At 67.2% G+C, this 21,052-nt stretch carries 22 protein-coding genes and 6 pseudogenes; 20 read left to right on the top strand and 8 right to left on the bottom strand.

Features of this window, described 5'->3' with window-relative positions; genetic code table 11:
• The first annotated feature begins 122 nt into the window (after positions 1-122).
• The 4 genes and pseudogenes from J7E89_RS34310 to J7E89_RS34295 form a co-directional block, all read left to right on the top strand.
• Positions 123-1,377: pseudogene (locus J7E89_RS34310) on the top strand (IS256 family transposase).
• Between the two features lie 76 nt (positions 1,378-1,453).
• Entirely contained in the window at positions 1,454-1,975 is a 522-nt protein-coding gene (locus J7E89_RS42520) for a transposase (RefSeq protein ID WP_374196952.1), read from the top strand.
• Positions 1,976-2,043: 68 nt separating this feature from the next.
• Entirely contained in the window at positions 2,044-2,574 is a 531-nt protein-coding gene (locus J7E89_RS34300; protein ID WP_251061467.1) for a hypothetical protein, read from the top strand.
• 196 nt (positions 2,575-2,770) lie between these two features.
• Positions 2,771-3,106 (top strand): annotated as a pseudogene (locus J7E89_RS34295) (hypothetical protein); the annotation flags it as partial.
• Between the two features lie 40 nt (positions 3,107-3,146).
• Here J7E89_RS34295 and J7E89_RS34290 read toward each other — a convergent pair.
• The gene (locus J7E89_RS34290) at positions 3,147-4,307 is read right to left on the bottom strand and encodes an alkaline phosphatase PhoX (protein WP_214979345.1); all 1,161 of its coding nucleotides are present in this window, start codon (positions 4,305-4,307) and stop codon (positions 3,147-3,149) included.
• A 481-nt stretch (positions 4,308-4,788) separates the two neighbouring features.
• On the opposite strand from J7E89_RS34290, the gene J7E89_RS34285 reads away from it, so the two are divergent.
• The 11 genes and pseudogenes from J7E89_RS34285 (at position 4,789) to J7E89_RS34240 (ending at position 12,359) form a co-directional block, all read left to right on the top strand.
• Positions 4,789-5,328 (top strand): GNAT family N-acetyltransferase, encoded by a 540-nt coding sequence (locus J7E89_RS34285; RefSeq protein ID WP_214979343.1) that lies wholly within the window; start codon positions 4,789-4,791, stop codon positions 5,326-5,328.
• Between the two features lie 842 nt (positions 5,329-6,170).
• Positions 6,171-6,599: an ATP-binding protein gene (locus J7E89_RS34280; protein ID WP_214979341.1), complete on the top strand. Its 429-nt coding sequence runs from the start codon at positions 6,171-6,173 to the stop codon at positions 6,597-6,599.
• 106 nt (positions 6,600-6,705) lie between these two features.
• Positions 6,706-6,969 (top strand): hypothetical protein, encoded by a 264-nt coding sequence (locus tag J7E89_RS34275; protein ID WP_214979339.1) that lies wholly within the window; start codon positions 6,706-6,708, stop codon positions 6,967-6,969.
• 166 nt (positions 6,970-7,135) lie between these two features.
• A pseudogene (locus J7E89_RS34270) lies at positions 7,136-7,587 on the top strand (UDP-glucose 6-dehydrogenase); the annotation flags it as partial.
• A 354-nt stretch (positions 7,588-7,941) separates the two neighbouring features.
• Entirely contained in the window at positions 7,942-8,529 is a 588-nt protein-coding gene (locus tag J7E89_RS34265; protein WP_214979337.1) for a TetR/AcrR family transcriptional regulator, read from the top strand.
• Positions 8,526-8,906 carry a hypothetical protein gene (locus tag J7E89_RS34260; protein ID WP_214979335.1) on the top strand — a complete coding sequence of 127 codons (381 nt, stop codon included), beginning with the start codon at positions 8,526-8,528 and terminating at the stop codon, positions 8,904-8,906. The genes J7E89_RS34265 and J7E89_RS34260 overlap by 4 nt, the downstream gene beginning before the upstream one ends.
• 316 nt (positions 8,907-9,222) lie before the next feature.
• Positions 9,223-9,933: pseudogene (locus tag J7E89_RS41400) on the top strand (transposase).
• Between the two features lie 64 nt (positions 9,934-9,997).
• Positions 9,998-10,741 carry a hypothetical protein gene (locus J7E89_RS42185; protein ID WP_308315695.1) on the top strand — a complete coding sequence of 248 codons (744 nt, stop codon included), beginning with the start codon at positions 9,998-10,000 and terminating at the stop codon, positions 10,739-10,741.
• A complete protein-coding gene (locus J7E89_RS34250) occupies positions 10,638-11,000 on the top strand; it encodes a sigma-70 family RNA polymerase sigma factor (protein ID WP_308315694.1) in 363 nt (120 codons plus the stop codon). The genes J7E89_RS42185 and J7E89_RS34250 overlap by 104 nt, the downstream gene beginning before the upstream one ends.
• The gene (locus J7E89_RS34245) at positions 10,997-11,587 is read left to right on the top strand and encodes a hypothetical protein (RefSeq protein ID WP_214979331.1); all 591 of its coding nucleotides are present in this window, start codon (positions 10,997-10,999) and stop codon (positions 11,585-11,587) included. The genes J7E89_RS34250 and J7E89_RS34245 overlap by 4 nt, the downstream gene beginning before the upstream one ends.
• 307 nt (positions 11,588-11,894) lie before the next feature.
• A complete protein-coding gene (locus J7E89_RS34240) occupies positions 11,895-12,359 on the top strand; it encodes a hypothetical protein (protein WP_214979329.1) in 465 nt (154 codons plus the stop codon).
• Positions 12,360-12,403: 44 nt separating this feature from the next.
• On the opposite strand, the gene J7E89_RS34235 is transcribed toward J7E89_RS34240, so the two are convergent.
• Positions 12,404-12,703 carry a NucA/NucB deoxyribonuclease domain-containing protein gene (locus J7E89_RS34235; protein WP_214979352.1) on the bottom strand — a complete coding sequence of 100 codons (300 nt, stop codon included), beginning with the start codon at positions 12,701-12,703 and terminating at the stop codon, positions 12,404-12,406.
• Entirely contained in the window at positions 12,642-13,697 is a 1,056-nt protein-coding gene (locus J7E89_RS34230; protein WP_214979327.1) for a hypothetical protein, read from the bottom strand. The genes J7E89_RS34235 and J7E89_RS34230 overlap by 62 nt, the downstream gene beginning before the upstream one ends.
• A gap of 756 nt (positions 13,698-14,453) precedes the next feature.
• Here J7E89_RS34230 and J7E89_RS34225 point away from each other — a divergent pair.
• Positions 14,454-14,741 (top strand): hypothetical protein, encoded by a 288-nt coding sequence (locus tag J7E89_RS34225; RefSeq protein ID WP_308315693.1) that lies wholly within the window; start codon positions 14,454-14,456, stop codon positions 14,739-14,741.
• Positions 14,742-14,767: 26 nt separating this feature from the next.
• Here J7E89_RS34225 and J7E89_RS42515 read toward each other — a convergent pair whose 3' ends face one another.
• A complete protein-coding gene (locus tag J7E89_RS42515) occupies positions 14,768-14,947 on the bottom strand; it encodes a hypothetical protein (protein WP_374196951.1) in 180 nt (59 codons plus the stop codon).
• 65 nt (positions 14,948-15,012) lie between these two features.
• On the opposite strand from J7E89_RS42515, the pseudogene J7E89_RS42510 reads away from it, so the two are divergent.
• A pseudogene (locus tag J7E89_RS42510) lies at positions 15,013-15,313 on the top strand (transposase); the annotation flags it as partial.
• A gap of 235 nt (positions 15,314-15,548) precedes the next feature.
• On the opposite strand, the gene J7E89_RS34210 reads toward J7E89_RS42510, so the two are convergent.
• Positions 15,549-17,105, bottom strand: a complete 1,557-nt coding sequence (locus J7E89_RS34210; RefSeq protein WP_214979325.1) for a M28 family metallopeptidase — start codon at positions 17,103-17,105, stop codon at positions 15,549-15,551.
• Positions 17,106-17,475: 370 nt separating this feature from the next.
• Between J7E89_RS34210 and J7E89_RS34205 the strand changes: the two genes are divergently transcribed.
• Entirely contained in the window at positions 17,476-17,655 is a 180-nt protein-coding gene (locus J7E89_RS34205) for a hypothetical protein (RefSeq protein WP_214979323.1), read from the top strand.
• 157 nt (positions 17,656-17,812) lie between these two features.
• On the opposite strand, the gene J7E89_RS34200 is transcribed toward J7E89_RS34205, so the two are convergent.
• Both J7E89_RS34200 and J7E89_RS34195 read right to left on the bottom strand, forming a co-directional pair.
• The gene (locus J7E89_RS34200) at positions 17,813-18,139 is read right to left on the bottom strand and encodes a hypothetical protein (protein WP_214979321.1); all 327 of its coding nucleotides are present in this window, start codon (positions 18,137-18,139) and stop codon (positions 17,813-17,815) included.
• Positions 18,140-18,328: a hypothetical protein gene (locus J7E89_RS34195; RefSeq protein ID WP_214979319.1), complete on the bottom strand. Its 189-nt coding sequence runs from the start codon at positions 18,326-18,328 to the stop codon at positions 18,140-18,142.
• Between the two features lie 314 nt (positions 18,329-18,642).
• Between J7E89_RS34195 and J7E89_RS34190 the strand changes: the two genes are divergently transcribed.
• The gene (locus J7E89_RS34190) at positions 18,643-18,852 is read left to right on the top strand and encodes a hypothetical protein (RefSeq protein WP_214979317.1); all 210 of its coding nucleotides are present in this window, start codon (positions 18,643-18,645) and stop codon (positions 18,850-18,852) included.
• Between the two features lie 522 nt (positions 18,853-19,374).
• Here the strand turns inward: J7E89_RS34190 and J7E89_RS34185 are convergent.
• Complete coding sequence (locus tag J7E89_RS34185; RefSeq protein ID WP_214979315.1) at positions 19,375-19,827, bottom strand: hypothetical protein; 453 nt, start codon at positions 19,825-19,827, stop codon at positions 19,375-19,377.
• A gap of 207 nt (positions 19,828-20,034) precedes the next feature.
• Here J7E89_RS34185 and J7E89_RS34180 point away from each other — a divergent pair.
• Positions 20,035-21,012: pseudogene (locus J7E89_RS34180) on the top strand (ABC transporter substrate-binding protein).
• The last annotated feature ends 40 nt before the right edge of the window (positions 21,013-21,052 follow it).

The following is a 21,052-nucleotide window of genomic DNA, read 5'->3' as shown; positions in this document are numbered from 1 at the left end:
ATGTCTGTGGATCGGCCTCGGGAGGGGTGCCTCGCGGAACGCGGAGGGCGTACCTTCCCGAGTGATCGATTGATGGTCACCGAGTAGACCCGCGTTGCACCGCGGGTTGGGAAGGCACGCCCGTGCTCAGCGTAGTCAACAACGACGGAACCACCGAGACCGGATCCCTGATGGACGACATCGTCCGCGAGGGTGCCCGGCGGATGCTCGCCGCGGCCCTGGAGGCCGAAGTCAACCAGTACATAGCCGAGCTGGCCGGTGAGCGGGACGAGGTCGGCCGCCGTCTGGTGGTCCGCAACGGCCATCATCGCAAACGGACGGTGACCACCGCCGCCGGGCCGGTCGCGGTGAACGCGCCCCGCGTGAACGACAAGCGCGTCGACGTGGAGACCGGTGAGCGCAAGCGGTTCTCGTCGAAGATCCTCGCGCCGTGGTGCCGCAAAGTCCCCGAAGATCAGCGAGGTCCTGCCCCTGCTCTACCTCCACGGACTGTCCTCCGGGGATTTCGTGCCCGCGATGGAGCAGTTCCTGGGCTCCTCGGCCGGCCTCTCGCCGGCGACGGTGACCCGGCTGACGAAGCAGTGGACCGACGACCACACCGCCTTCCAGGCCCGCGACCTGTCGGATTCCGACTACGTCTACGTGTGGGCCGACGGCGTCCACCCCAAGGTCCGCCTCGGCCAGGCCCACTCCTGCGTCCTGGTCCTCATGGGCGTGCGCCCCGACGGCCGCAAGGAACTCATCGCGCTGGCCGAGGGGCTGCGTGAATCGACCGAGTCGTGGGCGGATCTGCTGCGTGACTGCCGCCGACGCGGCATGCGCGATCCCGAACTCGTCGTCGGCGACGGCGCGATGGGCCTGTGGAGGGCCCTCGCAGAGGTATTTCCGCAGGCCAGGCACCAGAGGTGCTGGGTTCACAAGGTCCGCAATGTGATGAACGCGCTACCGAAGTCGGCTCAGCCCGGCGCGAAGAAGGCCCTGCAGGAGATCTACAACGCCGAGGACCGCGACCACGCCGAGAAGGCGATCAAGGACTTCGAGCGCGCCTACGGAGCGAAGTGGCCGAAAGCGGCCAAGAAGGTCACCGAAGAGGCCGACGAGCTCCTCGCGTTCTACGACTTCCCCGCCGAGCACTGGGTGCACCTGCGCACGACAAATCCCATCGAGAGCACTTTCAGCACCGTGAAGTTGAGGACCAAGGTCACCCGCGGGGCCGGCAGCCCGGCCGCGGCCCTGGCGATGGTGTTCAAGCTCGTCGAGTCCGCACAGGCCCGCTGGCGCGCGATCACCGCACCCCACCTCGTCGCCCTCGTCCGCAACGGCGCCCGCTTCGAGAACGGTCACCTCGTCGAACGCCCCGAAGTCACCGCAGCCTGAACAACCCCACTGATCCACAACTCTTGACAATTACTCGTCCTCGACGATTACAAGCCCTACCTGGACGACCGCTGGAATGAGGGCCGCACCAACGCGTGGAAGCTATGGGAGGAGATCGTGCCGCTCGGCTATCAGGGCAGCTACCAGCGCGTTCGCGCCTACATCCGCCAGAAGCGCACATCCCCCGCGGCCCGTGACAGCCCGCCCGCCCTCGCCCGGGCCGTCGCGGGATGGGTCCTCCGCCGCCCGGAATCCCTCTCCGAGACCGAACAAACTCCACTTGAAGATCGTCCGGGCCAACTGCCCCGAGATCGACGCACTCACCAGGCACGTCCGGTCCTTCGCGACCATGCTTACCGAGCGCGAGGGCGAGCGGCTGCCGGACTGGCTGGATGCCGTCAGACAGGACGACCTCCCCAGCCTCCACACCCTCGCCGCGGGCATCGACCGCGACCGCGAAGCCGTCATTGCCGGCCTCACCCTTCCCTGGAATTCGGGCGTCGTCGAAGGCCATGTCAACCGCATCAAGATGCTCAAGCGCAAGATGTTCGGCCGCGCGGGCTTCGCCCTCCTGCGGAAACGGGTTCTCATGTCCTGATCACCGAATCAGGCAGGAGGAACTCGATGGCAGCACCGTCTGCGGATATGCGAGCCTCCTTCTCCCCGATGCCGATCGAGAAGACTGTGATGACACGCGACGACGCTCTCAAACAGCTCAGCCACATTGCGCGCGAGAGGGCGTTCGGTAGGCACGTCGGGTCTGACCGGCTTATCAAAGCGGGGCTGAACGCGCTGATTGCCGGGGTTGAGAATCCCTCCCTCGCCATGCTGGCCGGCCTCCTCCGGAACGAAGAGCCTGAAGCGCCGGCACTCTTCGACCGGGTGCTGGACGAGTTGGGGCTGCTCTTCCACCCGCCCGCTGACCCTCGGGCCGCGAAGTGGGCGATGGCCTACTGGGTTGCCGGACAGATCGCCGACGGATCCCTGGATCCAGCCGCTGGTACCCACCTCATCTGGGCAGACATCGCCCATGACCTGGGCTACCCCGAAGAGCTGGAACCGCTCGTCCACTGCGCGCATAGCCTGGACGGCTGGGAGGAGAGCTGGGGAGTCGCTTTCGAGGAGCTCAACGGGGAAGCGGTTGAGGCAGCGAAGCAGTTCTTGAGCACGTGGCCGGCAGCAGAGGCGGGGGACTGACCGCCGGTTCATTCTTGTCACCGGGATGGGTCACCCGCTACCTGAACCGCTCACTCAGCGTGGCCGCACCACAGAAGCTGAGCCAGAACCACTTCTGGTGAACATCCACGAGCCGGTTGATCACCAACTGCTGCCACAACCCGTCGACAAACGTTGTTCCTAGAAATGAACGAAGCCACTGGCCCTCACCGACGCCCCCGCCACCGCCCTGGGCCGCCTGGTCGGCCACACAGCTTCTAGGGTCCTGGGAGCCATGGGAGGCGGCTGCACGACGAGCGAACTGGCCCTCAGAGCAAGCATCTCGCCGACCTGGGCGAGCCAGCACGCGTGCGTACCGCGCGAGGCCGGCCTGCTCGTCACCCTGCGGCACGGCAACTCCGTACTGCACACGATGATGCCGCTGGGTGTGGCGCTGCTGCGGGGTGGGGCCGCGGCGGAGGCGCTGACGGCCTCGCCGAACGTGGCGGCGGGATGGGTTGTGGCGGGGCGCGCGGGCTGTAGTGGCGGGGATGGGCGGGCCCCTGTGGCGTGAGGCCCGCCCATCCGTTTCGCTGGTCGTGACGGTGGGCCGGTCAGCTGCGGAAGGGGCCCGTGACTTCGTAGGTGATGCCGCCGGACGAGCTGCCGCTCGTACCGCGCTGGCTGGAGAAGTACAGGCGCTGGCCGTTGGGCGAGAAGGCCGGTCCGCAGATCTCGGAGGAGGACTGGCCGGTGATCCGCAGGAACGTCGCGACCACGTCGTCCGGGGTGATGAGGCAGATCTCCATGTTGCCGCCGTCCTCCGCGACGTACAGGTCGCCGGAGGACGAGCCGGTGATGTTGTCGACGCCGGTCAGCGGGGCGCCGCCGCCGACGACCAGGTTGTCGTCGTAGGCCAGCTCGTAGGTGCTGGCGGCCAGGTTGAGCTGCCAGACGCGGTTGTCGCCCTTGGTGGTGAACCAGACGGTGTCGTTGGCGTAGTGGCAACCCTCGCCGCCGTTGAACAGCTTGGCGCCGGAGACCTGGTCGCGGGTCGGGGTGGGCGAGCCGTCCGGGTCGGGCACGGTCGCCCAGGTGAAGCTGCCGGATGTGGCCGTTCCGGCCTTGAGGACCTGGAGCGTGCCCGCCGACAGGTTGCCCCACGTGGACGGAACGTACCGGTAGAAGCAGCCGTCCGACGCGTCCTCGGTCAGGTAGATCACCTTGCGGACAGGGTCGGCGGCGGCCGCCTCGTGGTTGAAGCGGCCCATGGCATCGCGGCGCACGGCGGCGTTCACGCCCCACGGGTCGGTCTCGTAGACGTAGCCGGTGCTGACCTCCTCGCAGGACAGCCAGGTGTTCCAAGGGGTGGCCCCGCCGGCGCAGTTGCGGTTGGTGTTGGACAGGATCCGGTATGAGCCGGTGATGGAACCCGTCGAGTTGAACTTGATCGTGCCCGCGCCGCCGGTGGAGGAGATCTCCGAGTTGGAGACGTAGATCCAGCCCGTGCCGTCGGCGAAACAGGCGCCACCGTCGGGTGCGTTGTGCCAGGTGTAGGCGGTGGAGCCGACCTTCTGGCCGGACCGGGCGATCACCCGGCTGGTGAAACCGCTGGGCAGCTGGATGCCGTTGGCGTCTGCCGTGCCGAGCGCTCCGTACGGGCCCGGGCCTTTCTGGGCCGGCGCCGCGTAGGCGGCGCCCTGCATGAGGGTGTAGCCGAATGCCGCTGCTGTGCCGCCGGCGACCGCTCCACGCAGGAAACTACGACGTTCCACTTGATCACTCCAGGGGATCGTGACCGTCCCTGCCACACCGGTCGGGCGGCGGGGTCGCGGGGGGTGTGCTTCCGGAACCTAGGAGCCCTGAATTGACGGTGGGTCAACGAGTGGTGACGTACAGCGGTCAACCAGCGCGCCGACTGGGGGGGTAGGGAAGTCCAGGCCGGGCGTGCGCCTGGTGCGCGGCCGTTCGTCCCCGGTCGCGGCTGAAGGAACAGGATGGCCGTTCCGCGATCCAGGACTTCCGCGCCTTCGCCCGCATGGCAGCGGCGTCCGGCCCTGACGGTGAGCATCCCCGGCAGCGTGCTGGTGGTCCTGGCAGTCAGTGCCGGCGCTCCGCTGTCGATACACGCCCTGACGACGGCTGCCCCCCGACGGCGGCGGACACTGAACTCGACAGGCCCCCCGAGGCTTGCGCCCGCAATGTGAGTCCTCGTCACAGGTGGGACAGCTCAAAAGCCCAATCTACGATTTTCTTATGAGCAACCGGAGCCCGGCAAGCGAAGAGCTGCAGACCGCCCGACTGTCACTGCGGCGTCCGATTGAAGCCGATATCGATGCGATCTTTGCGATCCACAGTGACCCCGGAACCTGCCTGCACAATCCCTCCGACGCGCTCGCCCGACCCGAAGAGGCCAGAGAGCTCTATCAACGCTGGAACGACCAGTGGCACAGCTGCGGATACGGGTACTGGGTCGTCCGACCCCACAACTCTGCGCTGCGACTGGGCTTCTGCGGCATCAAGCCCATGGATCTGAACGACCTGAAGGTTCTCAACCTCTTCTACCGTTTCGCCACCTCCGCATGGGGCCATGGCTTCGCCAGTGAGGCCGCGACCGCAGTCACCAGCTGGGCATCCCGGCACATTCCCGATCTCCCGCTGATTGCCCGAGTCCGGCCGGCCAACACCGCTTCCCAGCGCGTGGCGGTACGAGCCGGCCTGACCCGGGCGGAACACCTCGACGGCACCGGATACGACGGCTTCAATTGGATCTACACAGCGAAACCGCAAGACTGAGCAGGTTCTGAGCACACGCCATCCCTCACCGAAACTAGGTAGGGCCGAGCGGGCGCATCGTTTCTGCTGCGAAGGGTGATACCCGGATGTGCGAGCCGATGCGGCCGTGGAATGCACGTAACCCGACACTTGATGAGTCCGGGTGCGCTCAGGCCCCAGGCTTCTTAGGTCGGAGAGCCGCTGGCACTGGCGCGCACGGCGCCGCCCAGGAGCTCTGCTACTGGATGAGCGGCGGCACGCCCGGCTCCTGCACACCTGAACCTGTGAAGGGACCCTGGTGCCGCATGGCACCAGGGTCAGGGAAAGCAACACCATCTACCGGCTACTTCCGTGCCGGCTTCCTTCTTCCGCATCTCCGCCGGGGGGATGGACGGGAACGCGGGGATCGCGGATGCGTGACCGGGGACCACCTACCTTCCGGGGGCCTTCGGTACCCGAGCGGACTCTTCCTCGCCCGGGCGATCCTGATGGCGTCTACCTCCTTCTTTCCTTGCGATCAATCTCTCGTACTGCGGGAACTGCGGGACTGCTCACGACCCCTGTGGGCCGTCGGCCCGACAGCCAACCCGAGGACCCTGGCGCATCCGGCCCTCAGGTTCCGCTGCCGTGCCACAACTCGCTAGAACCTGCATACGCGGCAGTTCATCCCTGCCGCGCCTCACTTACTGTCCTGGCTACGAGCAAAACCCTACCCGACCAAACGGCAATGTCTACTACCGCCACCACAGATTTCCTTCAGTTGGAGAAGCCAGGATTCTGCCGTCCGCGTGTGGAAGCTGCTCGAGCGGGCACGCTACCTGTTCTGCAAAGCGGTACAACCGATCAAGGTGGGGTGTACGTGCATGAACGACACAAAGATCACCAACACGGTTGTCTCACACCGAACAATGGGCGACAGCACAGCTGACATTCATCGGACCCGCGAGATCGCCCGCGCATTCGCCAACAGCCTCAGCCCGGCACTCGGGGCGGACGTGGCGGACACGCTCGTCCTTGTGGTGTCCGAACTCGTCACCAACGCCGTGCGCCACGGCGGCGGCCGCTACACCCTCGAACTGTCCGCCGGCCCCGACGCGGTGAGCGCCGCAGTCAGCGACCCCAACCCCTCACCCCCGCGCGAGGTCACCCCCGACCTCAACGGCGGCAGCGGAGGCTTCGGCTGGCACATGGTCCACCGCCTGACCGACTGCGTGACCATCACACCCGGCCCTGGCCCCGGCAAGACAATCAACGCCCTCATTGCCCGGACTCCTGGCCACTCGACGGAGTAACCCCGATGTTGTCGCACAGCGGGCACGCCCAAGCCGGAGGCCTCAGGCCTCCGGCAGCTCAGAACGCCAACGGGCCGCCGACTGGGCCGCCCGTACGGCCTCGTGCGTGGAAGCACGGCGGCTGCCTGCGGCAGCGCGGCTGACGAAACTGGCCCTGACAGCCTATCTCGGGCCCGAGAGCCTCCAGGGGGTCGCAGAAGCCGACCGGGTCCGTCGGGCATGCGGCCTGAACCTGCACGCGCTCTTCGCCACCCTCGACCAGCTCGTCGCCACGGGCGCGGTCGCAGCATGGGCACTCTGCCTTTCGATAGGGGATCTCCACTGGGAACTGGGGACCGGACACGGTCGCAACCGCCGTCAGGCCCAGTAGGCGCTCGTGACTAGCGTCTGTCAGGGCGGCTGCCACGTGACACCGTCCGCCGGTTCTCGCCGTCCGGCTGCGCTGCACGTATGGGTGTTCCCCACCTGACTGGCCCGGTGGTGTCTGGCTTCTGCAGAGTTCAGGCGGCGATGCCGAGTTCTTTGCGGGTGCGGCGGGCACCAAGCACTCCTGGGCCGAAGCCCTCCTGCGGAAGTGCTTCGGCAAGATCATCGAAGCGGGGACGCCGACGATCGTCACAGACTGGACCACCGCCGAACTGGCGAAAGCCTCCGCGAACTCCTTCCTCGCCACAAAGATCTCGTTCATCAACGCGATGGCCGAAGTCTGCGAGACCGTGGGCGCCGACGTCGGACAGCTCGCCGACGTCCTCGGCCACGACGTCCGCATCGGCCGCCGAGGTATGCGCCCCGGTGTCTCGGCTTCGGCGGCGGCTGCCTCCCCAGGGCCATCCGCGGCTTTATGGCCCGCGCCGGTGAGCTCGGCGCCGACCAGGCCCTGACGTTCTTGCGCGAGGTCGACGCGATCAACAACCGGCGCCGCGAACGCATGGTCGATCTCGCCCGCGAACAGCTCGACGGCACCCTCATGGGCAAGCGCATCACCGTCTGGGCTTGTTGTTCAACCTCGCCGTGTTCGTGACCTGTTGAGAGGACGCCAGCAGCAGGAGGCCGAGGAGTCGGTGGCGACCTTGCCTTTCGAGCGGGTCCCCCACGGCCCGTGGGGCCGATAGCGAGGCCCACCGCTTCGCGGCGGCCTTGCTCGCTCGCGCGAGAGATGTCCCAGGCGCCGGGGAAGGTGTTGAACCTCCAAGGTGCCCCGGATGGCCGCAGCCCACCCGATGTGGCGCCGGTACCGCTTGGACCGGTGATGGTCGCGTTGCCGCGCCGCGGGGTCGGCTTGTCTTGGGGCCAGGCTCCGCGCCCCTTGTTTATCAAACGGGTCGGCTCGTAAAGTATTTCCATGAACCCTTCTCCATCCCCCAGGGGACGCCCCCGGGATCGCCGTACGCACGAGTCGATCGTCCATGCAGCTGCGGAGCTGGTTGCCGAGGTGGGTTATGCCGCGACGTCGATCGGGGCCGTGGCCGCACGGGCCGGTGTCGGCAAGGACACCATCTACCGACGATGGTCGGGAAAGGCCGAGCTGGTCTACGAGGCGGTGTTCACCACTATGGATGAGCCTCCGATACCGGACACCGGGACATTGGCCGGGGACTTGACGGTGCTCCTGCAAGGGCTGGTGGACGAATTCAGCACACCCGCGGGTGCTGCGGCGCTGCCCGGGCTCCTTGCCGACTTCGCCGCCGACCCTGTGCTGAAAGCGCGCATCCGTACAGGCTTCCTGGCCCCCGCCAAGGAGCGCCTGGTGGACATCTTCGACCGAGCCGCGCAGCGCGGCGAGATGCCGGCCGGCACTCCCGTGGATCTGGTGCTGGACACGCTCGCCGGAGCGGTGTTCTTCCACGTGGGTCTGGTCGGAGAACCCCCGACCCGCCGGCTGGCCGGCCGGCTGGCGGCAGTGGTGGTCAAGGGAATCGAGGTCCGATGAACGGCTGGCTTCTCGCAGCGGGTGTCACCGCGGCCGGCGTGGCCGGTGTTCACCTCATCGCCGGACATCGGGACCCGGTGCGGCCTCTCCTTACCTCCGAGCTCGCAGATGTCCCCAAACGCACTCTGTACGCGGTGTGGCACCTGGTGAGCGCCGACCTGGTCCTTGCCGCGGCTGCGCTGATCTACCTGGCGATGGCGCACCACGCCTCGGGCACCGACCTGGTGGCACTGTTCGTGGCCGTGCATTTCATCGCGTATGCAACGGTCTTCCTGGTCATCACCGTATCGGCCGGCTGGTCGAAGCGACTGCTCCGGCTGCCGCAGTGGATGCTGCTGCTGCCCGTCGCGATCATGAGCTGGCTCGGCACCCGGTGAGCGACGTCGAAGCCCAGACGCTGCTCGACCGGATACCAGGCACCTCGACGTCCACGAGATTCACCACCGCCGAGCCCTCGCCTCACCCGACAAGGCCTTCGCGGCCATCCAAGCCGTGACCGTCCGAGAGATCCGCCTCTTGCGCCATGGGAGCCGTGGCCCACGAGGGGATTGTGTGGCGGGCCAGGCTGAACTTGTTGTTCAACCCCGGCGGGATTGCTCCTCGCCGGGGTTCGCCGTTTCCCGGACAGCAGGCGCGGCCGCCTGTGAACCTCGGAGTGTCGAGTTCCAGTTCTCAGAACGGCCGCTGTGATGAGTGTTCCGCTTGAGCCTTCTGGCGTCGAGCTGTTGGGCGTGTTTGTCCCGGTTTCGGATCGAGTTCTACGACTGCCTCTACACCCGGGCGGACGCGCTCTTCGAGCTGACCGAGGCGGTGTTGTGCGCCGACGGGCCAGTGACGTCGTTGGTGGAGCTGCCCCTCTCCGCCGAGCACCGGCGTGGACACGGTGCGATGTACGACGCGTTGAACACCGGGTGGATGGAGTCCCGGCGCTTGCGCCGGGTGCTCCCACTGGCTGCGGCCCGACGCACCGACCAGCCCCGACCGTCTGTTCTGCCACGTCTACGGGCGCGGTCGCAGTGCCGATCAGACGATCCCCGGCTGGCCGTACTCCTTCGTCGCCGCCCTGGAAACGGGCCGCACCTCCTGGACCGCCGTGCTCGACGCGGTCCGCCTGGGCCCGCCGATGACGCGACCGCCGTGACCGCCACCCAGCTCCGCGAGGTCGTGACCCGGCTCATCCGGGCGGGCCACTGGCGTCCTGGCACTCCGAACATCCTCATCGTCATGGACTCCGGCTATGACGTCACCCGTCTCGCCTATGTCCTCGCGGACCTGCCCGTCGAGCTGCCCGGCCGGCTGCGCTCGGACCGGGTCATGCTCCGCGACGCCTGGCCGCCGCCACTCCACCCCACGCGGCGGACAGCCCCCCAAGCGCGGAGGCGTCCTGACCTTCGCCAAGCCTGAGAGCTGGCACACCCCCGAGACGGTCACGACCACCGACACCACCCGCTACAGCACAGCCGAAGCATTGGCGTGGGACCGGATGCACCCCCGGCTGACGGCGCGTGGCTCCTGGCTCGACCACTGCGGTGAACTCCCCCTGATCCACGGAACGCTGATCCGCCTCAAGGTGGAGCACCTGCCCGGCGATCGCGACCCGAAGCCGGTGTGGCTGTGGTCCTCGCGCACCGACTCCGACGCCGCCCACCTCGATCGGCTCTGGAAGGCGTTGCTGCGTCGTTTCGACCTGGAGCACACCTTCCGGCTGTTCAAGCAGACCCTGGGCTGGACCATCCCGAAGGTCCGCGACCCCGCCACCGCCGATCTGTGGACCTGGCTGATCATCGCCGCCCACACCCAACTCCGCCTCGCCCGACCGCTCGCCGCCGACCTGCGGCGCCCCTTGGAGAAACCCACGCCGCCGGACAGGCTCACGCCCGCACGCGTCCGGCGGGGGTTCCGCCACCTCCGCGTGAAGGCGGCCCGTCCCGCAGGTGCACCGAGACCCTCTCGACGCGGCCCCGGCCGACCGGCCGGCTCGAAAAACCGCAGGCCAGCCCAGCGGCACGAACCAGGGAAGACCGAGAATCGAGCCGAAACCCTCACCGAACGAAGCGCAGGACGCAGTGCACACCGCGTTCCTGTGCTGGTCCCAGTCCCGCCGCGCGATCCGCTCACCGCGGTCATGGCTTCGGACGGTGGCCTGGCGCTGCTATCTGCGCCAGGCGGTGCGGGTGGAGGCTCCGGACGAGCTGGTGGCCGAGCGCTGTGACCGGGCACGGCCCGACTGGCGCACGCCGCTGGAAGCCGCCGAACTCAGCGAGCAGCAGCGCCGCGTCCTTGGACTGCTGTTCCGGTTACCGGTGCGGCAACGGGCAGTGATGGCGTGGCACCTGGACGGATTCAGCACCAAGGAGATCGCGGAGGCCATGGGAACGCGGGAAGATGCCGTACGTCAGAACCTGGTCCGGGCACGACACACCTTGAGAGAACATCTGTGTCCCGACACGCAGTCGAGGGGGCAGTCATGACCGATGGCACCCAACGCACCGACCACCACCACGACTCAGAACCGGGCGGGGACCTGGCGAACGACGCTCTGGAGAGCGCCCAGCGGGCGACCGACCGGGCACTACTGGCCGCAGTACACAGCCGCCTGCCCGCGCCCGAGGCTTTCGCTCCCCCGACGTCACCCCATCACAGAGATCAGACCACGACCGCGCCTGACACATCCCGCGGCGCTGGTTCTAAGGTGTGGCAGCACATTGCCAGCGGCTCCTACGGAAACGTCAATCCCATAGTTGCCATACTGCAACGCCAGCTCACGCTGCTACGAGATGACGCCCCTGCTGCCGCCGCCGATGTCGACAGGGCTGCCGCCGTGTTGAACCGGCTGCGGGAATCCCTGGAACTGCGCGCCGTTACTCGCCCGGACGCGCTCGCAGACTGCGCATATGTCCAGCTCCTCCTCGGCGCCCTGCGCACCGGACGTGACACCCCCTGTGCAGGCACCAACCGACGGCTCACCACCTGCCTGCACTTGACCCGCGAACTCACCCGGAGCATCACCCGCCTCTTCGACGCCACTCATCACCTCGCCAGCACGGACGGGCATTGATCGGGCGAGCGTTGCAGCAGCTGCGGTATCGGATCTGCGTTAGCCATCGCCTGTCCGTCGCCTCACCGGCTCGCGGGCACAAAGCCCTTAACGGTCCCTCCTCCATTCCGGGCGCGGTCTCCCGCTCTCAGAAACAGACAAGCCAGCCCGGCCCTGACCTTCGTGTTGACTGTGGCCGTCTGAAGCAGCACTCGTCGGCATGGCCGGAAACTGGTGGGAGTGGTGAGGGGGTCTTCCGCGGTGCTTCAGCCGGGCCTATACGATCTCGCGCGACGGCAGGGTGGTTGACGAGCACAAAGGAGTAGGCGTGGCGGAACTGATCCAGCAGCAGGAGCTCAATGTCGAGGTCGACTTCTTCGGGTTCGGCTTCCAGGAGGTGGACGATCGGTTCGTGCCGGTGGGCTACCCCGAGGGGCGTGTTCCGGAAGGGTTTTTGGCGGAGCACCCCGGTCGTATCGATGTTGAGAGCGGCGGGCACACCCACACCGCTTCTCTGACGGTCGAGGTGTGGGACGCGGAGCCTCCCTCTGCGGAGGCACGCGAGGCGTGGGAGGCGCAGGGTGAGGCACGGATTCGCAGTGCGTCGGGTGAGTTGGCGTTCTGGGCAGTGGCCGGCCCCATGCCCGAGTACGTGCGACTCCCCGATGTGGGCAGGGAGTGGCAGGTACGGGTCTACTGCGCGGGCCGGGAGGAAGTGCGGCGCCTGACACAGGAGTCGGTGCCGGAAGGCGTGGAGCGGTACCTGGCGCAGTTCTGGCCCATTGACGCATGAGGGCCCGGGGGGGCAGGAGCCTGGTTCACTCCTGCCCCCGGCTGTCAGCTGATTTTGACGATGAAGCCGTCGTCCATGCCGTCGATGAGGCGGTTCTTCGTATAGAACTGCGAAAGCAGGATTCCCGCGTCCCGGTTCTCATCGCCGGTCACTGGTAGCACGGAGAAGTTGTTCTTCTCAGCATGCGGATCGTACTCGGCCTGTGCGCACCCTTCGTACATGGTCGCGAAGGGGTACTCGTCGCATTGCTTGCCGCCGTCGGTGTAGTTCGGACCGAAGTGCCTACGGCAGCTGGTGACGGCGCGGGCGCGGTTGTCCTTGCGTCGCCTTTCGTCGAGGTACAGAGCGGTGCAGCGGGGTCTTTGCGTTTTGCCCGGGGACCTTCTTTAGGGCGTTCGGGGGCTTGGTGGCGCCCGGGTTGGTAAAGGCCTTCTGGATGTGCAGGGCCACGCCGCGTTCTACGGCTGCCTGCTTGGAGCTGTAGTTCAGCGTCGCGAGGTAACTGAACGCGGCGCTTCCCTTGTTTACGGGGTTACCGCCACCGGTGGAATTGTTCAGGTACTTCGCGGCGTCCCAGCGCGGTGCGATCATGAACGGCTTGCCCGTCTTGGGGCTCTCCCCCACCCACCCGGGCGGTAGCGTTGAGGTGATCTCGGGCTGGTACACGGCGAAGACGACATCAGCCGCTCCTGCCCCAGTGCCCTGTCCGGGGGCGTAGCGCACCGTATGCTTGAAGTGCGCCGGGTTGATCAACCGCAGCTCTTGCCAGGCCTTGGTGACGGGCAAGTTGCCACTCTGGGTCGGCTTGGCCGCGGCCGGCCAGTCCTGCGGAATCTTGGGCTTGATGCCGATCTTGAGGGCGGCAGCGCCCGTGGTGCCGATCTGAGTGAAGTCGACGACGTCATAGTCGAAGTGCATAGTGCGGTCGGATTCCTTGGGCACCGTTCCCCGTACATACACCGTGAACGTGCTCGTACCGATCGCACCACTGCTGCGCTGCCGCACAGTGGTGACCTTCAGCCCCGTACATACCGCAAACCGGGACTTGATGTATACCTTGGCGTCGCCAGCCATCTTGCGCTTGCATTTGTCCAGCGACATCGCGCGAGACGGCGCTGGATACGTGATCGCCATCGCCGCCGCCAGCGCCTCGCCGGACGACGCCGATGAAGTGGCGGCCAGCGTACTGGTCTTCGGCGCGAACGACGCTGCGGGTCCCACGGTTTCCAGCGCCGTCCGGACGTCGTCAATCTGGCGGCTCTCGCTTGCCAGGGCGCTGCGGGCCTTCGGAGTCTGCAAGGCGCTCAGCGCGGGTGTGGCGGCACCTGGTAGCTGCATGAAGGTTTCCCCACGCAGCTGTGGTTCCGGCTCCGCCGCGGACGCTGGCAGCACCAGGGGCGCGAGAGCAGCGACCGTCAACAAAACCAGCCCTCGTATTCGCGCGCCGCGGAGCCATGACTGTCTTTCCATACGTACAACCCCCAGGAATTCATCTGGCGCCCGGCTCTCACCAGGCGCCTGGTCGGCGACAAGGTCTACCCGACCGGGATTCCTTGCGGACGCGAGCTTCGTTGAATGGCGTGATCATGACGCCTGTTGGCTCGGACGAACGGCATTCAGCGACGCCCGGTACTGAGGGAGGCAAGCCTGGAGGTGAGCGTTCGGAGCATGCAGTGGCGTCATCGGCGGCGAGCCGCGTCGCAAGGGTGAGCGGCCTTCGGCCCCGCTCGCCTCGAGCATTCGGTGACCGACGCTCCTCCTCTCTGCGGTCCGTCTCACCGCAAACTGGAGTTGACGTCGCTGGTTGGGTGGTTCAGCCCTGGAGCAGTGCTTATCAGGGTTCTGCAGACCAGGGGCGGGGGCATAGCGCGTAAAAAGTAACTGGCAGCTCAGGTGGTGCAGGCGTACCGCGATGCGCCCATAAGGGCGTTTTGTCCCGGCGGGAGTGTTTGGTAAAGGGGCGAGGCCGTGGATGATTGCGGGGTGTTGGTCGAGATAGAGGAAACGAGGCAGGCTTCAGTGCCGCCCGAGATGGTGCGAGTGCGCTCGGGGGTGGGTACCGCCTTGGTGCTCTGGCGAGGTGACCCGGGTGGTGTGGGCCGTGAGCATCATGTCGAGTGGATTGTCGACGAGGACATGACCTGGGCAAGCAACACGACGCCTGCTGCCTCTGCTTCATCCGCAGTGGGCGAGGAGGGCGACCGGCTCGTGTTGCGGGGGCGTCTGAGTCTGGCCGGCGACAAAGCAGCCTTCCTTGAAGTCGGCGGCTCGCAGGTTCTCTTCGACCTCGCCGACCCGCTGCCACCGGATGGGGCCGATGGAACGTGGGTCGAGGTCCGTGTCAGGCGGGACAGCGTCAGTCTGTGGCCTTACCAGGTCTGATGCGAGGGAGCAGGCACCGCCGGCGTTCAGGCACCCCGCCAGTTAAGGGTCGACTCGCGGGTGAGTCTGCGGCTTGTGAGGTCGATCATCGCGAGCTTAATCATGGCTTCGGATCGGTGTGGGTGGGTCTCGTAAGCGCGAGCGAGGCGTCGGTGGTGCATGAGCCGGCCGAAGGTCCGCTCAACCACCCAGCGCCGCGGAACCACCTTGAAGCCTTTCTCTGCAGGGTCGCGTCGGACGACGTCGACGTCGATGCCCAGGCGGGGGCTCCTTGGTCGATGGCCTTGGTCCGGTAGCCGGTGTCGGCCCACGCCTTAGTGACGCGGGGGTGGACCTTGGCGATCCGCGACAGCAGGTGAATGCCGCCGGCGTTGTCGAAGATCGCTCGCCGCAGAGCCTCGCACGGATCCGGCTTGGGCAAGACCCGCTGGGTCGTCGAGCGGACCTTCGCCTGGCTCCACCAGTTCAAGCGGCTCCGGATCCGCTACGAGATACGCGCCGACCTCCACATGGGACTCCTCCAACTCGCCTGCAGCATCATCTGCTTGCGACGACTCCGAACCTCATTCTGAAATGATCAGTTAGCCTCGGCCTGCCTCGTTGTGGCCCGCTGGACCACGGAGTGTCCGGCAAGTGCAGGCCGCCACGCGGGATTGTGGGCGTCCCCAGGTCGCCGCCCCGGGCCAGAATGCGGCCCCTTACTGGCCTACTGGCCGGACGGACCCACACACACCGACCCTGGCCGCAGTAGAAAGCACCCGCGGCCAGGGTCTCGTACGATGTGCGGCGGTTTCGGTCCGCGGTCGGCTACTCGGTTACCTCGTGGCCGTGCCCGTCGTGCAAGCCGCCGCCGCTGCCCGCGTCGCCGTCGGTCGGCACCGACTCGACCGGGACGGACAGCGGGCCGAGGTCGTGGGCGTAGTGACCCACGGCGTCGGCGATAATGTCGATGTTGATGTCGAACGCCGGCATGTCGATGTTCTCGATGGTGTCGCCGGCGGCGTGGTAGTTCGGGTCGTACGCGATGCCTGCCGTGCCGCCGAACTTCCCCGCTTGGGCTGCGGTCTTGATGCCCTCGGCGCCGGTGAAGGTGCCGCCGGAGGGGATGCCGGCCTCGATGAACGGCCCGTAGTCGGAACGGCCGGTGAAGTCGGTGCCCTCGTGGGGGATCTGCCGGGCATCGAGGAAGTCGTTGATGCCCTTCTCGATCTGGGCGGAGCCCTCCGGGCCCGGGCCCGCTCCGACGCGGTCCGAGTCGTCGCCGTCGTACACGAAGTAGCCGGCGTTCGGCGACGCGATCATGTCGAAGTTCAGGTAGAGCTTGATCTGCTTCTTCTGTTCCTCTGTCAGTGAGGCGACATACGCCTTGGAACCGAGCAGGCTGAACTCCTCGGCCGACCACCAGGCGAACTTCACCTTGTTCTTGGGCTTGGTGTGGGTCTTGGCGAGTTCCAGTGCGACCTGAAGGATGCCGGCCGAGCCGGAACCGTTGTCGTTGATGCCGGGGCCGGCGGCGACCGAGTCGAGGTGGGCGCCGAGGAAGACGGTGTTGTCCACGTCCCCGCCGCGGGTCTCCGCGACCACGTTGTACGTGGTGCGGTTCTCACGCATCTCACGGATGTCCAGCGTGACTTCGACCGGCCCCTTGGCCGCCTCGGCGGCAAGCGCCTCACCGTCCGCCTGGGTGACACCACCGGTGGGGACCTTGCCGAGCGTCGGGTCGCTTATGGTGCCGTTGAGAGCGCCTGCGGTGTTGTTGTAGATGATCGCGCCGACCGCGCCGGCGCCGGCGGCGTTGGCCTGCTTGATCGCGAAGGTGCAGCCGCCGCGCTTGATCAGGGCGATCTTCCCGGTGAAGGTGCCGGAGGCGAAGTCGCCGGGCTCACAGCCGTTCGTACCGTCGGCGTCGACGGGAGCGACCGCCAGCGGCGCGGTGACACCGCCCGCCGGGGAATTCGCGGTGTACGTCATGAGCTCGATGGGCACATCGCGCGGCGTGGGCGAGACGACCTTCAGGCTCTCCTTGATCGTCTCGGTGTACACGAAGTCGAACTCGTGTCTGGAGACCTGGAAGCCTGCCCGCTTCATCAGGGCTTCGACGTACTGGGCGGACCACTCGTGCCCCTGCGAACCGGCCACCCGGTTGCCGTCGCTGTGGTCGGCGATCTTCTGCAGCACCTGAAGGTGCCGGTAGGCGTCCTTGGCCGTGGACTCCTTCACCAGCTTGCGAGCCAGCGCATCGCCCCGGTGGGGGCCTGATCCCGTCGCGATGCCGGCGGTGGCCGACCCAGCGACCAGGAGCGGAGAAACCAGTGCTGCGGCCACCAGGGTTGCGGTGGCCGCGGCTGTACGGCGTGCGGGCATGGAAGTCCTTTCACGTCATTGGGAAGCGACTGCGGGGGGTGGTGAGTGGAGGCAGTTAAGCGCCATGGAACCCCCTTGACCAGAGGTTGGTGGAATCTGCTCCAGCCGTGCCCCTTCGCGCCGACGCGGAGTGACCGGCCCGCTGGCCCAGCCGTACCAACCAGACCTTCCGCAGCCTGGCCCGACTGCCCCCGGCGGCTCGCCTGTCTGGGCCGGTCTCCGGTGGCCCTGTCGGATGAATCCGTCCCTGGCGCAGACGAGCGCGGCTTGGCGATCGCCGGTTCCATGAGACGTGCCAAGACTTCAGGTTCTCCGTGCCTCTGGAGGTTGGAGGCGACGAGGACAGCCTCGTCGTCGGGCCGTGCACGCGGTGCGGCACCATGACCGAGAACCCCAGTCGCTCGTCTTTCCCCTCGGCACACGGCTCGTCGTCGCCGTCGCCGTCGCCGACGGGCTGGGTGGGCAGCCGACCGGCGAGGTGGCCGGTTCGCTGGGCGTACGCCAACTCCTTCGCTCGGCCCTCGCTGGACGGCGAACAGTCCGTCCGTGACGCGACTGACTGCTGCTCACAGCAACCCTCGGGACGAGGCAGGGGGCCGACGTAAACTCCGCCGCGTTCGGCAGCTGGGGCGGGATTCGTCACGGTGACGGCGGTCAAGGGAGCAGGCGCGGTTGACCTCGCACGTCACGCGTTTCGGTCTGCCTCATCAGGCGGGCCTGCCGAAGTAGTCCGGTTCGCGTTCGGTCTCGCCGAGCCAGAGTCGAGGGGCATGCTGCCGGATCGCCTCGATCATGGGCTCGCGGTACGGGCCGTTGGCGACGATGCGGTAGCACAGGCAAGGAAGGCCCGGACGGAGAGGTTCCTCGTCGCGGACCAGACCCCGCATGATCGGGTCGTCGCGGTCGACGGGGACGGTCGGGCACAGCTCGATCGAGTAGTTCTCCCCGGCCGGGTTGTCAGCTTTGCTCCAGTGAAGGGCGACTGCGGCGAGGGTGTCCCAGCGGATGACGTTCCGCCCCAAGTTGTTGTGCACCTACAGGCCCGCTTCGTCGACGCTCACGAACTGCTGGTGGTACTTCAGGCCTGTGCGCAACCGCTTGAAGCCCGGATAGCCGATAAGGGACGCGAAGAGCAGCAGCACAAGGCCCGCCAAGGGGCTGAAGTCTTTGCCGTAGAGATCGAAGGTCCGTGCTGCGGCGAAGGCCGCGATAAGGGCACCCACCCCCGTAGACCCCTCCGAGAACCATAAACCCCCTGGCGGCCCTTGAGGCGACGCGTATGACTGTGGCCGTAGGGGCGGAGCCTTGCCCAAGGGAGGTAGACATGGTCAGATCTAGGGGCGGTCCTGTGTCCGCAGCGTAACGCCCCAGCGTCAGCAGGGGCATGAGAAGGGCCCCAGACTCCCAGTCGCGCGCCACCCCATGCCGTCACCGAGGCACCCGGCACGATAAACCCATGCACCCCCCGCCGGGCCGTCATGCCCGTACTCCTTGCCGCGGGCGGGCCAGGGGTCACGCCAAGGTGTAGTTGTCGTCGATGACGGCGTCCAGAGCGGCGTCGGTGACGGTCGCGTGGGCCGCTCAGGGCAGCGAGGGCGGGTCCGCTGGGCGGGAAGAGCGGCAGAGCGGCGATCTTGCGGTGGTCGATCCACTCTATGACGCCGACTTCGTGGCTGCCGTCGGGGAATTCGTCGTGTTCCTGCTCGGCGATGATGTCACGCAGTTCGGGGTGATGTGGAGTCCGTAGATCAGGTGGAGCTTGCGCGGCGGTGGGGTGGGGCCCGGGCGGCTGACGCGCTGTTCGACTACCCACAGCACGTCACCGCCGTCGGCCTGGTCGATGTCCAGGGCGAATCTTGCGCTGGCGTCGGTCGGCGGGTTTGAGCCGGCACTCGGCCAGTCCGGCTTTGGCAAAGAGCTGGCTGGTGCGACACGTTCGGTCCCTACGACTCCGTTGCGTGACGCCCTGATCAAAGACGGGCTGAAGTGCGCTGTGCAGCGCGGACGCGTACACCTTGGCTTCGCGATACCAGGCCGCCGCGTGCGTTCATCACGCACCCCGCCTCCTGGCAGAAGCACCGCCACACAGAGCCGGCACCATTCCTGGGGCTCCGCGTCGGCCGCCTGCACCTGACCCTGCGGCAGCCGACCTACCTGCTGCTCGCCCTGGTCACCGCAGTACTCGGATCACTCGGCGGAGCCACCTGGTTCGGGCACTCAGGACCCGGCGGGGCCCCGCTGAGACGATCCCCGCAGGGCGGGCGCTGGGTCAGGCGACCGACTCACTCACCGCGTGTCCGGCGAGTTCACCGAAGCCGGCCACCGCGAGCACGGTGGTCAGTCCGATGACGGCGGACATCGAGAAATGCGCGTCACCGAGGACAGCAGCGGTGAGTTGCAGCCCGGCCAGTACGAGGCAGGTGAGCCACATCCCCGCACGCGGCATCAGATACGTGGTGATCGAGGCTTCACCGATCAGATGGGCCGTCACGGACAGCAGCGCAATCACGCCGAAGACGAGGGAGACAACAAACGCGACGACTTCGTGCCATTCCCGGTAATTAGCCAGGGTGTAGCACATAGAGCCTACATAGAGGAAGGCCGAGAGGACGGCGCAGAGGCAGGCGGCCAAGGCCGCGAAGGCCATTCCGTGCATCTGCGAAATAGCCACTGTGGCGGCCGAGGGGTTCCTGGCCGTGCTGCCCTTTAATGCCTCAGTCACAAGGCTGCTCCTCTGGTTCAAGATTTCTTCCCGCCTGCCCTCGCACACACGTCCCCAGGGCGAGGGTGAGGCGCTCGTCGCACCCGACGACATGGCACAGCATTATGCCGAGGTCGGAGCACCTGCCGGTCCTGATCTCCGGCAACCGCCGGAACACGCAGGGCCCACCGTGATCGAGCCGCCCTTTGGCCGGTGCAATGTCAGAGCATGGCCGGAGAGGCCGCTGCGCTGAGCCGCCCCTCATCCCTTATGCGGCGGGTGTTTCGGCCGACGCCGTGTCCTTGCCCACCAGACGCGTCAGCAGCTCGACGATCTGCTCCTGGTTCCGGTCGATCTTCTGATCGAGGAGGTCAAGGCGTCGTCGCTCGCGCCGCTGCCGCCAGGGCCTACGCGCTCGGTCTGCCGTTCCTCTGCTCGTCAGCGGTTCTCGACGCTCTCACCGAGGAGCCGACGGAATGGGTCGCGCGCCTTCCCCCGGCGCAGTCGCACGGCTGGCAGATCTACGCGGACTTCCTCCTCGGCGCGGGCCACAGTCGAATCGCCGTAGCAACCGAACCGAGTGTGTACTGGGCGTCAGGGTTCCGCATCCTTCGGGGCTACCTCGCTCCACGCGGCGGCACCGTAATCGAACTCGATGCGCACGCTCTCGCCCCCAACGACTGTGTGTGACGAACTCGTCAACAACCGTGCGACAGCCCTCCTTCTGTTAGTCGGCTTCCCGGAGCCGGCAGTGTCGATCGTCAAGTCTGTCCGCCACGACCCGCACCTCGCCGAGATCATGATTGGTGCTCCAGCCGGGCAACCGGAGTTCGCCGAATGGGCGACGTTGCTGGGCGACGACAGTGTCGCGATCCCGTTCTTGCGCTACCTGCCCGAGCGGCTCAGCCCGCTCGGTGTACGAGTCGAGACGGCCCTCCGTGAGCGGCTGGCCGAAGCGCCCTCCTTCGTCGCCTTCGAGGGCCACGACACGGTCGCCGTCCTCGCCGACTTGCTGCGTTCTCACGGCGCGGACCGGCCGCGCATTGCCGAATCTTGGCCGCGCGTTGCAGTCGAAGGCACCCGCGGGCAGATCCAGTTCTCCCGCACGCCCGGCATCAGCGTTTGGCAATGGGCTTCGACGCCCACCAAGTCGTGGATCAGGATCCGGCAAAACCCGACCACTTCCGAGTCCTCCACTCCACCTGAGAGAGCACGGAAGCTGTGACCGCCTAGAAGACTCATGAAG

The organism is Streptomyces sp. ISL-100, from assembly GCF_018614615.1.
GTDB lineage: Bacteria > Actinomycetota > Actinomycetes > Streptomycetales > Streptomycetaceae > Streptomyces.
This window is presented reverse-complemented; position numbering and strand designations above follow the sequence as displayed.

What these genes read in the sequence shown, in the direction of transcription:
- J7E89_RS42520 (WP_374196952.1), top strand. Translation starts at nt 1,454, where the DNA reads ATGAGGGCCGCACCAACGCGTGGAAGCTATGGGAGGAGATCGTGCCGC.
- J7E89_RS34300 (WP_251061467.1), top strand. Translation starts at nt 2,044, where the DNA reads ATGCCGATCGAGAAGACTGTGATGACACGCGACGACGCTCTCAAACAG.
- J7E89_RS34285 (WP_214979343.1), top strand. Translation starts at nt 4,789, where the DNA reads ATGAGCAACCGGAGCCCGGCAAGCGAAGAGCTGCAGACCGCCCGACTG.
- J7E89_RS34280 (WP_214979341.1), top strand. Translation starts at nt 6,171, where the DNA reads ATGAACGACACAAAGATCACCAACACGGTTGTCTCACACCGAACAATG.
- J7E89_RS34265 (WP_214979337.1), top strand. Translation starts at nt 7,942, where the DNA reads ATGAACCCTTCTCCATCCCCCAGGGGACGCCCCCGGGATCGCCGTACG.
- J7E89_RS34260 (WP_214979335.1), top strand. Translation starts at nt 8,526, where the DNA reads ATGAACGGCTGGCTTCTCGCAGCGGGTGTCACCGCGGCCGGCGTGGCC.
- J7E89_RS34245 (WP_214979331.1), top strand. Translation starts at nt 10,997, where the DNA reads ATGACCGATGGCACCCAACGCACCGACCACCACCACGACTCAGAACCG.
- J7E89_RS34230 (WP_214979327.1), bottom strand. Translation starts at nt 13,697, where the DNA reads ATGCAGCTACCAGGTGCCGCCACACCCGCGCTGAGCGCCTTGCAGACT.
- J7E89_RS34210 (WP_214979325.1), bottom strand. Translation starts at nt 17,105, where the DNA reads ATGCCCGCACGCCGTACAGCCGCGGCCACCGCAACCCTGGTGGCCGCA.
- J7E89_RS34190 (WP_214979317.1), top strand. Translation starts at nt 18,643, where the DNA reads ATGACGGCGTCCAGAGCGGCGTCGGTGACGGTCGCGTGGGCCGCTCAG.